The sequence below is a fragment of the Puniceicoccus vermicola genome, from assembly GCF_014230055.1.
Lineage (GTDB): Bacteria > Verrucomicrobiota > Verrucomicrobiia > Opitutales > Puniceicoccaceae > Puniceicoccus > Puniceicoccus vermicola.
On the sequence record NZ_JACHVA010000009.1, the window covers coordinates 35,233 to 48,540 of the forward strand.

General features: G+C 56.1%; 11 protein-coding genes, 1 tRNA gene and 1 pseudogene. 5 read left to right on the plus strand and 8 right to left on the minus strand.

All coding sequences use genetic code 11. The annotated features are described in order from the left end of the window. Positions 1-347: 347 nt before the first annotated feature. Positions 348-818, minus strand: a complete 471-nt coding sequence (locus tag H5P30_RS00675) for a hypothetical protein (protein WP_185691043.1) — start codon at positions 816-818, stop codon at positions 348-350. A 223-nt stretch (positions 819-1,041) separates the two neighbouring features. Here H5P30_RS00675 and H5P30_RS00680 point away from each other — a divergent pair, with 223 nt between their 5' ends. The 3 genes from H5P30_RS00680 to H5P30_RS00690 all read left to right on the plus strand — a co-directional run bounded on the left by H5P30_RS00680 (position 1,042) and on the right by H5P30_RS00690 (position 4,887). Beyond that, the gene (locus H5P30_RS00680; protein WP_185691044.1) at positions 1,042-2,748 is read left to right on the plus strand and encodes an NAD-dependent malic enzyme; all 1,707 of its coding nucleotides are present in this window, start codon (positions 1,042-1,044) and stop codon (positions 2,746-2,748) included. Positions 2,749-2,766: 18 nt separating this feature from the next. Continuing rightward, on the plus strand, positions 2,767-4,419 hold the full coding sequence (gene alsS, locus H5P30_RS00685) for an acetolactate synthase AlsS (protein ID WP_185691045.1): 1,653 nt from the start codon (positions 2,767-2,769) through the stop codon (positions 4,417-4,419). An 81-nt stretch (positions 4,420-4,500) separates the two neighbouring features. Then, positions 4,501-4,887 (plus strand): carboxymuconolactone decarboxylase family protein, encoded by a 387-nt coding sequence (locus tag H5P30_RS00690; RefSeq protein WP_185691046.1) that lies wholly within the window; start codon positions 4,501-4,503, stop codon positions 4,885-4,887. Positions 4,888-4,933: 46 nt separating this feature from the next. On the opposite strand, the gene H5P30_RS00695 is transcribed toward H5P30_RS00690, so the two are convergent. The 4 genes from H5P30_RS00695 to H5P30_RS00710 all read right to left on the minus strand — a co-directional run bounded on the left by H5P30_RS00695 (position 4,934) and on the right by H5P30_RS00710 (position 7,435). Beyond that, positions 4,934-5,009 (minus strand) — tRNA-Ala (locus H5P30_RS00695). Between the two features lie 40 nt (positions 5,010-5,049). Then, the gene (gene rdgB / locus H5P30_RS00700; RefSeq protein WP_185691047.1) at positions 5,050-5,667 is read right to left on the minus strand and encodes an RdgB/HAM1 family non-canonical purine NTP pyrophosphatase; all 618 of its coding nucleotides are present in this window, start codon (positions 5,665-5,667) and stop codon (positions 5,050-5,052) included. After that, a complete protein-coding gene (gene ribD / locus H5P30_RS00705; protein ID WP_185691048.1) occupies positions 5,664-6,788 on the minus strand; it encodes a bifunctional diaminohydroxyphosphoribosylaminopyrimidine deaminase/5-amino-6-(5-phosphoribosylamino)uracil reductase RibD in 1,125 nt (374 codons plus the stop codon). Before ribD ends, rdgB begins: the two co-directional genes overlap by 4 nt. 14 nt (positions 6,789-6,802) lie before the next feature. Continuing rightward, positions 6,803-7,435, minus strand: a complete 633-nt coding sequence (locus tag H5P30_RS00710) for an MBL fold metallo-hydrolase (protein ID WP_185691049.1) — start codon at positions 7,433-7,435, stop codon at positions 6,803-6,805. A 106-nt stretch (positions 7,436-7,541) separates the two neighbouring features. Here H5P30_RS00710 and chrA point away from each other — a divergent pair, with 106 nt between their 5' ends. Together chrA and H5P30_RS00720 are read left to right on the plus strand one after the other, a co-directional pair. Beyond that, the gene (gene chrA, locus H5P30_RS00715) at positions 7,542-8,732 is read left to right on the plus strand and encodes a chromate efflux transporter (RefSeq protein ID WP_185691050.1); all 1,191 of its coding nucleotides are present in this window, start codon (positions 7,542-7,544) and stop codon (positions 8,730-8,732) included. A 188-nt stretch (positions 8,733-8,920) separates the two neighbouring features. Continuing rightward, positions 8,921-10,552 carry a dihydroxyacetone kinase subunit DhaK gene (locus tag H5P30_RS00720; protein WP_185691051.1) on the plus strand — a complete coding sequence of 544 codons (1,632 nt, stop codon included), beginning with the start codon at positions 8,921-8,923 and terminating at the stop codon, positions 10,550-10,552. Positions 10,553-10,657: 105 nt separating this feature from the next. On the opposite strand, the gene H5P30_RS00725 is transcribed toward H5P30_RS00720, so the two are convergent. The 3 genes and pseudogenes from H5P30_RS00725 to H5P30_RS22600 all read right to left on the minus strand — a co-directional run. Further along, positions 10,658-12,322 carry a gamma-glutamyltransferase family protein gene (locus H5P30_RS00725; protein ID WP_185691052.1) on the minus strand — a complete coding sequence of 555 codons (1,665 nt, stop codon included), beginning with the start codon at positions 12,320-12,322 and terminating at the stop codon, positions 10,658-10,660. A gap of 40 nt (positions 12,323-12,362) precedes the next feature. Then, positions 12,363-12,767 carry a hypothetical protein gene (locus H5P30_RS21830; RefSeq protein ID WP_221774245.1) on the minus strand — a complete coding sequence of 135 codons (405 nt, stop codon included), beginning with the start codon at positions 12,765-12,767 and terminating at the stop codon, positions 12,363-12,365. Positions 12,768-12,959: 192 nt separating this feature from the next. Then, positions 12,960-13,052, minus strand: a pseudogene (locus tag H5P30_RS22600) (prepilin-type N-terminal cleavage/methylation domain-containing protein); the annotation flags it as partial. Positions 13,053-13,308 lie beyond the last annotated feature (256 nt).

Genomic DNA, 13,308 nt, shown 5'->3' on the forward strand with positions numbered 1-13,308 from the left:
TCCTCAAGCAAACGTATTGATCAATCTCGGATAAACAATCGTCGACTCGTCTCTCGACGGATCAACCGACTTTCCGAATCGGGTATGGCTTCAGCCTTACCCACGCATCATCGTCCGGACATCCGAATCCTTCCCGTAACCTCTCGACAAATCCCTCCCTCGCAAATCCGGCCCTTGCTCTGGGTTGAACGATTGAATGACATCCTTTCATAGGTCGGCGGCCTTATTCAACGCGCCCGCGGATAAATCGATCAGCGAATATGGTCGCTGAAAGTCCTACCTCAAATGGAATGGCAAGAAGTGAACGCTCTGAAGCACACCTTCAGCCGACCCCCAAAAAACTCTTCCTAGAGAACCTTCAGAACGCTCCCCTCGGTGCCATTTGCCAGCTTGAAGGCAGCGCCCGCGGTTTTCCCCGCGACGGCCGCTCCCAAGGGAGACTTTGCCGTAACAATCGAAATCTCCTCACCGTCAAAATCCAATGTCTCCCCTCCTCCGACCGGAGAGAGATAGAACCACTCGCGGAAGCCGCCGAGATCACATTCAAACAAGGCTCCCCGCATCACCCGATCACGGGGCACGATCATTTCTTCCTGAACAGATCCCAGGGTGGCAATTGCATCTGCCAGGGAATTGGCCATCGTCGCCTGGCCCGCTGCCAAATAGGAAGCCTCAAGCCCTTGCGTGTCGTACTTGGACTCCGCCCTCGCCTCCTCGTTCGTAGCATACTCCGCGGCATCCCGCGACGCCCCCACCGCAGTGTTCAATTCCTGCTGAAGCTTCTCCCGAAGAGCGTCGAATACCTGAGCTTTATCCATCCCCCTATTGAATCCGATGCGTGGAAATGCGAAAGCTCAAAATTTCGGGATCCGCGGCAGACACAGACTCTACCGAGATCAACTTGATCGGAGAGGTCCTGCCATCAACCAACCTTTCACCGGATTCTTCAATTCGATTGCTTTCATGCTAAGTACACGCAACCTCTCGGACACCCCCTCTCTCACACTCACTCAATCCTCAAAGAAAGGACAGAAAAGCTCCATGTACACGGAAGTAAAAGACGCCGAAGGCCGCATCACCGCGATTCAAACCGATGAGCCCGCAAGAGACATTCTCGACAACCCCTTGATCAACAAAGGAACGGCATTCAACGCTGAAGAACGCAAGGCGCTAGGCCTCTACGGGCACCTGCCCACTCGGGTCGAAAGCATGCAGTCGCAGGTGCAACGGGTTTATCGCCAATTCCAAAGCAAGAATTGTCCGATCGAGAAAAACATTTTTCTGAATACCCTCCACGACAGCAACACGACGCTTTTCTACAAGTTCTGCAGTCAGCACGTAGATGAAGTTCTCCCCATCGTCTACACGCCGACGGTCGGTGATGCCGTGGAAGCCTATTCCACTGATTTTCGCCGTCCATCCGGAGTCTACCTCTCCTACAACAACCGCGAATACATGGACGAAGTCCTGTCGTCGTTCACCACTCGTCAAATCGATTTCATCATCGTCACCGACGGGGAAGCGGTTCTCGGGATCGGCGACTGGGGGGTCGGCGGAATGGACATCAGCATCGGAAAGCTGATGGTCTACATCATCTGCGCGGGCATCAACCCGGCCCGGGTGTTGCCCATCCAACTGGATGTCGGCACCAACAACCCGAAGCTTCTGGATGATCCACTCTATCTGGGCTCACAACATAAGCGAGTCGACGGCGAAGAATATGACGCTTACATCGAACAATTTGTGAAGTGTGTCGAAAAGAACTTCCCCAACGTTTATCTACACTGGGAAGATTTTGGCCGCGGCCATGCCCGCAGCATTCTCGAAAAATATCGTCCGCAGTTATGCACCTTCAATGACGATATGCAGGGCACGGGCATCGTCGCCACTGCCAACGTCATCGCTGCGATTGAAGCCACCAAAACGCAATTCAGGGATCATCGGGTCGTCATGTTCGGCGCGGGCACCGCGGGCTGTGGCATCATGGACCAAATTCTCGACGCCTTTGTCGACAGCGGCATGAGTCGCGAGGAGGCATTGGAACGATTCTACATCATCGACCGAAATGGTTTGATCGTCGACGACATGGAAGACCTTCCCGACTTCCAGAAAAAATTCGCCCGCAACCGCGGAGAGCTTGCGGACTGGGAAGTCTCGGACACGGCCAACATCACTCTTACCGAGGTCGTCGCAAACTCCGGGGCAACGATCCTCATCGGATGCTCAACGGTCAAAGGAGCCTTCACCAATGAAATCCTTCGACAGATGGGGAAGAACACCCGTTTCCCGGTCATCATGCCACTCTCCAACCCGACTGCAAATTCGGAAGCGGAGCCCAAAGACGTGATTGAACAGACCGAAGGGCGGGCAATCATGGCCGCAGGCAGCCCCTTCGATCCGGTCGAATACCAAGGCAAGACCTACCAGATTTCACAGGGAAACAATGCCTTCATCTTTCCGGGCTTGGGTCTCGGTGCGATTGCCGTCAAAGCCACCGCCGTCAGCGACGGAATGATCCGAGCCGCCTCGCAAACGCTGAGCAGCTTCTCCCCGCTCCACGACTCACCGGACAATCCCGTTCTGCCTCCAATCCACGACGCTCCCAAGGTCAGCAAGGCCGTGGCGATCGCGGTCGGTCAGCAGGCGGTCAAAGAAGGACTCTCCTCGATGAAGGCCGAAGTCGATGACGTTGAAAAACTCGTCGAACTCGCCCAATGGCAACCGAACTACATCCCCGTTCGCCGCTAACCGGAAATTCATCCGACGATGTCAGAACAAACCACTGCCGAACTCCTTGTCCGGTGCCTCGAAGCGCATGAGGTCGAATTCGTCTTCGGGATCCCCGGAGCCAAGATCGACAAAGTCTTCGACGCGTTGGAAGACTCCCCCATCCGGGTCATCCTCTGCCGACACGAGCAAAATGCCGCCTTCATGGCCGCTGCTTACGGACGGCAAACCGGGAAGCCCGGGGTGGTGCTCGTCACCTCCGGACCCGGCGTGGCCAACCTTGCCACTGGTCTCCTGACCGCAACCACCGAGGGTGACCCGATCGTCGCCCTCGGCGGCAACGTCCCGCAGAACATGAAGTTCAAGGAGTCGCACCAAAACACGGACAACGCCAAGCTCCTCGAATGCGTGACCAAATCGAGTATCGAAGTCACCGCCCCGGAAGTCGTCCCCGAGAGTCTCGCGAATGCCTTCCGCCTCGCCACAGCCCCCCGCGCGGGTGCCTGCTTCATCAGTCTGCCCCAAAATATCATGCTGGCGGATGCGTCGCACTTGGGCAGCTACACCGCTCCCCCCATCACCTTTGGGCGAGCCCGTTCTTCAGTCCTCGCCGATGCATCCCGGCGACTCTCTGATGCAAAATCTCCAATCCTTCTCCTCGGCGAGGAAGCCAGCCGCCCCGAGAATCTCGCGGCAATCAACTCCTTCCTAGAGAAACACCCCATTCCGGCGATCAACACGTACCAAGCCGCAGGCGTCATTTCCCAGGAAAATATGCATTGCTTCTATGGAAGGGCCGGACTGTTCCGCAACCAACCGGCTGACCGTGTTCTGAATCAGTCAGACCTCGTCATTTGCGTAGGCTTCAATCCAGTCGAGTATGATCCCGAGATCTGGAACGCCGACATCTCAAAAGAAATCCTCCACATCGACTACACCTGCGCGAACGTCCATTCCCAATATCGCCCGGAGTGCGAGCTTCTCGGGGAGATCAAAACCAACCTAGGCCTTCTCACCGAGGGAACGGATCCCGTTAAAGCACCCAGTTATCCTGACATTCAACGGGAACTCTTCTCCATCGTCGAAGGAGCGGGAAACAAGACGGGCCGCCCCGGCACGATCCACCCTCTTCGATTCGTCCACGAATTATCCCAGATTCTCGATGACGACACCGTCGTCTGCTGCGACATCGGCTCCGTGTATATGTGGCTCGCTCGCTACCTGTTTTCCCACCGGCCCCACCAAATCCTCTTCAGCAATGGACAACAAACACTCGGCGTCGGCCTCCCCTGGGGCATGGCTACGAAGCTCGCGTATCCGGATAAGAAAGTGATCTCTATCTCTGGCGACGGAGGATTCCTCTTTTCAGCGATGGAGCTCGAAACGGCCGTACGGGAGGGACTGCAATTTACCCACATTGTTTGGCGGGATGGCTCCTACGACATGGTCAAGGAACAACAAGTGATGAAGTATCACCGCGAGGCTTCCGTCGAGCTGGGCAAGGTCGACCTCCGCAGCTTTGCCGAAGCCTTCGGCGCAAAAGGCTTCCAAATCGACGATCCCGAACAAATCCTCCCCACCCTGATCGAGGCACGCGGAGTTGCCGGCCCGACCCTCATCAATGTCGAGATCGACTACTCCGACAATCAGCAGCTCTTCACCGACGCCCACCATGAAGACGTGGGCAACTGACCGGTCCGGGAATCAGAACTTCCGTTTTTCCCGAAGCCACCCACCTTCGACGATCCGATAAACCACGAACCCAGAGAAAAAATGAGTGACCGCTACGAACGAGGCTTGAAAGTCATGCGCGAGCATCTTGGCAAAGCCGCTGACGAATACGTCGAAAACATCCGCGAAGTCTCCCCTCTCTTTGCGAAAGTCAACGTGGAGTTTGCCTTCGGCGATATCTACGGCGACAAGAGCAATGTCCTCGAACCCAAGATTCAAGAGCTGATCACCCTCTCCGCATTAACGGTGATGGGTGACTGCCTCCCCCAGCTCGAACTGCACATTCACTGCGCTCTGAATGAGGGAGCAACCAAGGAGGAGATCGCCGAAACGATCACCCAGATGATCGCCTACTGCGGCTTCCCCTCCGCCACCAACGCCATTCTCACTGCCAAAAAGGTTTTTAAGGAAAGAGGCATTCTCGAGTAACGGGCCGACTACGTGTCCCCGCCTGTAGACCCAACCCCATTTTGGATGGTGGAGCCGAACGGGATCGAACCGTCGACCTCTTGCATGCCATGCAAGCGCTCTTCCAACTGAGCTACGGCCCCATTTCCAGATGAGGAAAGCGAAGACAAAACCGCGATCTGGTCAGGCGGTCAATTCTTTTTCTAATTTTTCCAAGGCTTGGCCTCGGTGACTGATCCGATTCTTTTCCTCCGGATCAATCTCGGCGAAGGATTGGCGGGATCCGCTGGGAGCGAAGACGGGATCGTAGCCGAACCCACCCTCTCCCTTCGACTGTCGAAGGATTCTCCCTTCGCACTCGCCGCGAAAGAACTGGATCGATCCTTTGCCTTTCCAAAGAGCGAGCACGCAGACAAAACGAGCGGTACGGCGACGCGGTTGGGCGACTTTGCGCATGCGCTCGATGAGGAGCTCCCGGTTCTGCTGATCGTCGGCCCCTTCCCCGGCAAACCGGGCGGAAAACACCCCTGGAGCACCGTCGAGAGCATCGACCTCGAGTCCACTGTCATCCGCCAGGATCCACGTCTGCGGCGAGACCCGTTTTTGGAGAAATTCGACTTTGATCCGGGCGTTGCCTTCGAAATCGGTCGCGGTCTCTTCGCAGCCTTTCATCCCACCGAAGTGACTGGCAGTCAGGACGCTTACAGAGTGACCCCTTTCCCGCAGCCAAGCTTGAATTTCCTCGGCCTTATGGGCATTTCCGGAGGCGAGGACGATATCGACAGAGGTTTCGGTAATCATGATCGTTCCTTCCCTACAGGATAACAAATCCTGCCTCGAAGCAACTGATCGGAACCAAAAATCTCGTGCCGGCAGTCCTCCAAGGTGATCGCTTCGGAGGGGTCTTCCAAGTAGCGACCTCCCGCGACCGGCCTCGCCCGATCATCGAGGAAAAGTTTCGGCGCCCGATAGGCAAAAAGGTAATCCACTGCCTGCTCGGCAAAAAGCCGACTATGAAGCACGCTCCCGCCCTCCACATAGATCCCGTGCAGGCCCTCATTGGCCAACCAGCCGAGCAAGAAATCACGGATTTCCCCTTCTCCAGGGCAACGAACCACCCGGACCTCATCGGAAACGACTTTCCTCACCTTGTCATAGGCTTCGTCGGAAACAAAGATCACGGTCTTGTCCCGAAATTTATCGGTCAGGACCCGCAGGTTGGGGAAATTCACCAGCCGTCCGGTGCGATCAAAAATGATCCGGACCGGGCAAAAGTCCTTCGGCCCCAGTCTGGAGGTCAGGGAGGGGTCGTCCGCAATTGCGGTGCGGGCCCCCACCGCAATCGCTGGGAAATAACGGCGCCATTGGTGGACGTTGGCCCGCGACTTTTCTCCGGTGATCCATTTCGAAGCCCCTCCCTCGACAGCTGTGCGGCCGTCGATGGTTGTGGCGACTTTGGCCGCGATCATCGCCCGACCCGTCCGGTGAAAAAAATGAAAGATCAAATTCAGATCCTCGCAATCCTGCTCCAGAACGCCAGCGGTGGCCGCAATCCCCGCACTCCGCAGGATTTCCAGGCCTTTCCCGCGATGGCGGGCATCGTCATCGAGCGCACCGACGACCACCCGTTTGATTCCCGCATCGATGATCGCCTGCGTACAGGCTGGCGTTCGCCCGACTGTGGAACAGGGCTCCAAGGTCACATACAAGGTAGCGGAATCGGGAACCACGCCTTCCCATTGTCGGAGGGCCTGCACTTCGGCATGCGGGCCGCCAGCCACTTCGTGGTAACCTTCGGCCAGGATCTGTTCTCGATCGGCCAACACGGCCCCTACCAAAGGATTTGGATGAGTCGTCCCCCACCCTTTGCGGGCCACCTCGATGGCCCTCCGCATCCAGCGTTCGTCAACTTCCGGGCTCATGGAAATCAATGAATTTAGGAGATTGCCCGAACAAACGGATTACGCCTCTTTTCTTCCCGCACGGAAGTGATCGGCCCGTGTCCCGGATAGATTTCCGTATCGTCCGGCAAGGTAAAAACGCGTTTCTGAATCGATTTCTCCAGAACCGCAAAGTCGCCACCGGGCAAATCGGCGCGCCCGACACTTCCGGCGAAGATCACGTCTCCACTGAAACAGGCGGCCTCGTCCTCAAAATAAAAGAGGATGTTTCCCGGACAATGCCCGGGAACGTGGCGCACCTCGACGGATTCTCCCAAGAATTCCAGCTGAGACCCTTCATCGACCCAATGATCAATCTGAACGGGCTCCATCGGCACGCCGGGCAAGCCGTAGGAAGACATCGTGCGCGGATTTTCGTAAAGCTCTTGGTCGTCCCGATGACCGTAGAGGGGGATCCCGTCCTTCTGGAAGAGATACGCGTCCGTGGTGTGATCCCAATGGGCGTGCGTCAGCAAGAGCGCATCCAGGGTCAGCCCCTTTTCCTCCAGCAAGGCGGTCACGGCATCGTGCGCCCCCATGGGTGCGTCGATAAGCACGGCGTGTCCGTCCTTCGCGAGGAAGTAAGCGTTCGTCTGTATAGGTCCGAGGGGAAGGATTTTGACTTCCATTCGGCGTTTGTATCTGTCCCGTAACAGAGAGACGAGGAGAAACTTTTTCTCCCTCGACTTCTCGGCTTCGATTGGCGGTTATGGAGCAGCCTATCCAGCCATTGTCATGACCCGGAATCGCGCTCCTCTCTTCTCTCTCTTTCTCATCTACCTTCGTCTCGGTTTGACTTCTTTCGGAGGTCCGGTCGCCCACTTAGGCTACTTCCGCGATGAATTTGTCGGCCGCAAAAAATGGCTGACCGATGAAGCCTACGCCGATCTCGTCGCCCTCTGCCAATTTCTCCCCGGCCCGGCCAGCAGCCAAGTGAGCTATGCTATCGGCTACCTCCGGCACGGATGGGCGGGCGGCATCCTCGCTTGGTGCGGATTTACGCTTCCCTCAGCCATTGCTCTTATCCTCTTTGCCTATGGCTTGGCCGCGATTGGGGATGCATCGGGGGCGGGATGGGTCTTGGGGCTCAAGCTCGCTGCAGTTGCGGTCGTGGCCAAAGCCGTCTGGGGAATGGCGACGAAACTGTGTCGCAACCGAACTACGGTCACTTTCGCCCTCGTTGCCGGAGCAGTGGTCCTCCTCTTCCCGACCGTCTGGGCTCAGATCGGCGTCATCCTCTGCGGGGCAATCGGCGGATGGATTCTGCTCTCCCCACCCGACACCAAGTGGAGCCGAACGGAGCCGAACCCCAACCTCTCGCACCGGACGGGCCTTCTCTGCCTGATCTCTTTCGCCGTCCTCCTCGTGGGCTTCTGGATCGCGGGCAGCCTCCTTTCCTCTTCCTACATCCAATACTTTGACGCCTTCTACCGTTCTGGATCTCTGGTATTTGGCGGGGGCCATGTCGTCCTCCCTCTACTCGAAGAAGCCGTCGTCCAAACCGGATGGGTAGACCAGAGCACCTTCCTCGCCGGATATGGTGCCACTCAGGCCGTTCCGGGGCCCCTCTTCACCTTCTCCGCCTTTCTGGGAGCTTCGATGAACCAATCCCCGGCCGGATGGTTTGGAGGACTCTATTGCCTCGTGGCCATCTACGTCCCCTCGATCCTCCTGGTTTCCGGCCTCCTCCCCTTTTGGGATCGCATCCGCACCAACCGCTCTGCGAAACGCGCCCTCGCCGGAACCAATGCCGCGGTCGTCGGCCTTCTCCTCGCCGCCTTCTACAATCCGGTCTGGATCAGTGCTGTGATTTCTCCCGGCGCGGCGGCCTTCGCCCTCTTTGCCTTCCTCCTCCTCCAATTCTGGAAGATGCCTCCCTGGGCTCTGGTCATCCTCAGCGGCCTGGCTGGCTGGGCCGTATTCTAAAAAACCCTGACTCTGCCCTAGAGGACCTCGAGGCGCAATAGCGTCACCAGCAGATCGCCACACCCGGGTCACTTTCTCGCGAAATTTGACTCAAACGGATACCTCCCATAGACTGCATAGTGATATTGTAAGGAACAAACCGATACATATTCCTCATACCACTCTCCCCATTGCACACCCTAGAAACTATGAAGTCATTTATAAATAACCCCGAAGATGCCGTTAACGAATCGATCGAAGGCCTCTTGACCAATCCTTTACTCACCAAGCTAGACTCTTTCCCCGAAATAAGAGTCGTTCTCCGAAAAGAAATCGATCCCCAAAAAGTAGCCATCGTCTCCGGCGGCGGCTCAGGACACGAACCAATGCACGCCGGATTTGTCGGCAAAGGAATGCTCACAGCCGCCGTTTGTGGCGATATTTTCGCATCGCCATCCGTTGATGCCGTTCTCGCGGCAATCCTCGCGGTCAGCGGTGAGGCCGGCACCCTTCTGGTCGTCAAGAACTACACTGGCGATCGACTCAATTTCGGATTGGCAGCGGAACAGGCCCGGGCGCTCGGCCACCGGGTCGAGATGGTAATCGTCGGAGACGACATTGCCCTGGGCGAGGATACGGCCCAACGGGGACTCGCCGGAACCCTTTTCGTCCACAAAGTAGCCGGTAAGCTAGCAGAAGAAGGAAAGTCGCTGGAGGATGTGACCGAAGCGGCAAAGGGTGTAGCGAATGATGCGATTTCAATCGGCCTTTCTTTGACCGAGGGCCAGAAATATCAAAATCCAGAAAAATCGAGACTCTCCCAATCCGAGGCAGAGCTCGGTCTCGGAATCCACGGCGAACCCGGTGCTCAAGTCATCCAAATGGAAAAAGCCCGTTCCTTGGTCGAGCAAGCCGTGAAAGAGCTCAACAAATATCTCCCGAAGAAGAGCGGTGAATTCGCCCTGCTCTTCAACAACCTCGGAAGCGTCACTCCGCTCGAGATGAACCTCCTCGTCCATTGCTTCGATCAGACGGACTTGTCCTCCAAGGTGAAGTATTTGATCGGCCCCACGGCAATGACGACTTCGCTCAACATGAACGGGTTTTCCCTATCACTCCTGCCTTTGGATTCAGAGACCGAAGAGGCTCTACTCGAAACCACGGAGACACCGGAATGGAGGATCCGCCCCTACTCGCAACCGACAAGCATTCAGAGCCCACAATTACCCGAGACCCTCCAATTCGAAGCATCCAACGACGATCAGACAAAGAGAGTGGTGCAGGAAATCGCCTCTCTCCTCATCGAGATCGAAGGAGAGATGAATGATTTGGACGAAAAAGTCGGCGACGGCGACGCCGGATCGACCTTTTCAGGCGCAGGCCAACGATTCAAAAACCTCTCGGAAAAGCTCCCCTACGCCTCTCCTCCCGAACTTCTGACTACGATCGGCCGCGTCCTCTCCCGCGAGTCCGGCGGATCCAGTGGCGTCCTGCTCTCCCTTCTGTTCACCAAATCAGGGAGCCAGATGAAAGAAGGCGCAAACCTCGGAGAGGCACTGAAACAGGGCTTGGATAGAATGAAATCATTCGGCGGAGCCGAACAGGGCGACCGAACGATGATCGATGCCATGGAGCCTGCCTTCGAAGCCCTGGCCGCGGGAAAATCGCTGCAAGAGGCTGCAGAGGCCGCTCGGAAGGGAGCGGATCAGACCCGCGAAATCACCGAAACGAGTGCGGGTCGGTCATCCTACCTCTCAGAGTCCAATCTAAAAGGCATCCCCGATCCCGGCGCTGAAATGGTGGCCCGAGTCTTCGAGAAGCTGGCCGGTCTAGACCTCTGACCGGACCAGGACCTTCGCAGGTCCCCAACCCTTCTCGACAAAGGCATCGAAACAGAAGGCTCCTCGACAGCACGCAAGCCAAACCGCGAGTCCTGAAGCCCTTACTCAACGCGAACCGACTGAGACGTAGTTGGACCGCCTGGGATCCGCAACTCCGGTCGACATCTGGGTTTCCGAATCAAAGAAAATCCCATTCACTCCACCGAAGTAATATTCGTCCCGTGAGACGAAGTGTACATCCCAGCCCAACGCAGTCATCTCGTCCCTCCAGTCTTCTCCCATTTCCGGCTCCACCTCGACATACTGATCAGGTTCGCTTCGCTTCCGGGGACGTCGTAGGTGATAACGAGGCGCGTTCACCGCGTCTTCCAAACTCTCATCCTGCTGCAGGACTGCCGAAATCACCTGAACGATCGCCGTGGGAATCCGTTGTCCGCCCGGAGCCCCTAGGGCCAAACGGGGCTGATCATCTTCAAATATGATGGTAGGAGCAATCGTACTGCGGGGGCGCTTCCCTTCGCCGATATAATTCGGAGACTTCGAGTAGTGGATGGCGAAGTTCTTCATCGAATTATTGAGGAGGAAGCCAGTCCCCGGCGCGATGAGCCCCGCGCCGAAGCGACTGCTCAACGATTGAGTCACCGAGGCCACGTTTCCCTCCTGATCGACGATCACAAAATGAGTGGTGCAGCGCAACCCACCCTCTTCCTCTTGCTCCGGCGAAAAATGATTCATCGAAACGGACTTGAGCAGAGGAACGGACGCCTCCTTCTTGAGATTCCGCAGATTTTTGGAGCTAAAAGCGTCTACACGCTGATCGGCAAAAGACTCATCGTCTCCAAATGATCGATATACTCTGGGAAACGTGGCGCGGAGCGTTCTCCCCATCAGGTCCAAGCGTTCGACCGCCCCCTGATTGAGCTCCCGAGTATTCCCCTCCAGTCCCTTGAGAGCCATTAATATTGTCGCTCCCCCCGCCGTAGGAGAAGGAGAAGTGAGAACATCGTAGCCATTCCATGAGATCGACAACGGCTCTTCCACGTACGCTTGATACTCGGCCAAATCCTCCAAGGAGATCCATCCTCCTCCCTCCTGGATTCCTCTTACAAGCATCCTCGCCGTCGCCCCGGTGCGAAACTCGTCGATTCCATTGATTGCCAAACGCTCCATCGTCGCAGCTAGAACCGGATTCGGAAGAAAACTCCCCAAAACCGGAGGCCGTCCGTCAACTGTGTAGAGCTGTCTGACTTGGGGATTCTCCCTCAGCCGAGAAATATTTCTGCGAAAAATTGCTGCGGAGTGTTCATCGAGCTCAAATCCTCTCTCCGCGAGACGGGCTGAGGGGAGCACATCCTCGGCCCATGGCTTTCTTCCGAATCGTTGGTGAAGCTCCCACAGTCCGGGGATCAATCCAGGAGTACAAACAGCGAGAAATGATCGGCTTCTTTCTTGGTACGAAGCATCTTGATACTCTTCGACCGGAAAGTCCAAAGGAGACTGTCCCATCCCATTGATGAAGACGGTTTCACCACTGGCTTTATCGAAATAAAGCATCGCCAGCTTCCCGCCCGGCCCCGAGCCAAACGGCTCAGAGACACCAAGCGCAAGCGAAACAGCGACTACCGCATCTGCCGCAGACCCACCTGTTTCCAGAATTTGGATACCGATCTGAGAAGACTCCTGACTCCCCGAGACGACGACTGCCGTCGAAGAGCCAAAAACCCCGGCAGCGAAAAAAGATGAAAGGACAAAGAAGAACGAGAAGCGCATGGGATATTGGATTAAATTGAGGGGGCAAGAAAAACCGCATCTAGTTTCTAGAAGGGTAAGCCCCTTCTTCGATAAACTCGACATGGCCATCAAAGAAAGCGTAGTTCCGTCCCCCCCACGGCGTTTTCACTTCGTCACCGACCGAAAATTTACCCCCGCCCGTAGCAGCACTCCCATAGTTCGCCCCATCGAGATTGGTAATCATCCATATCTGGGGAAGAGGCTCATTCTCCACATCATCTGCGGCCTGATTCGAACGGATCTGATAGATATTCAGCGGAGGCGAGACCTTCGACTCATCGGAACTGCGTCGACCGAAGAAATTCGAGGGGCTGGAATGGATGGTATTATTCAACAGATATCCATGGCCGCTCTCCTCAATCCCATAATCCACAGCTGGAGCAAAAAAATCGTCGTCATCTGGAAGAAACCCCTGATCGGCCATTGAGGTGGAAAACCAATTTCCTCGAGAGCCCTCAGAGATCGAACTCGGAATTCGAACCGCCCTATAGAAACGCCCTGGGAGATGACCCTCTACTGAATTGTATAGTATAACGGCTTGGGCCATTCCTCTGATGGTTGCCACATCATCCGATTTGGCAGCCTGGTTTTTCGTAGCCGAAATGACCGGCAACAAAATCCCAGCCAAGACACCAAGCACCGCCAAAACGACAAGTAGCTCAATCAACGAAAACCCACGTGTTCCCCTTTTTTCAGGTTCATCGTCGATTGGCGGGAAAGAAGTAGCAAAGAAGCGGAATCGAAGTTAACTGATGTTGTAACTACACTAACATCAATCACTTCAAAACCGCTTCAACATGAAGTCTGTACTATGTTCCCTGTTTTGGGAAGGCTACACTTTGTATAAACACAAGCATCTGGGAAAAGGGCATTTGTTGTTCATCCTAGAGGCCCTAAACGATCCGGTCTGTGGAGGTTGTGGGCAGAGTTGCCGGAGGATTCACGACCAGTCGCTGCGCCGTATT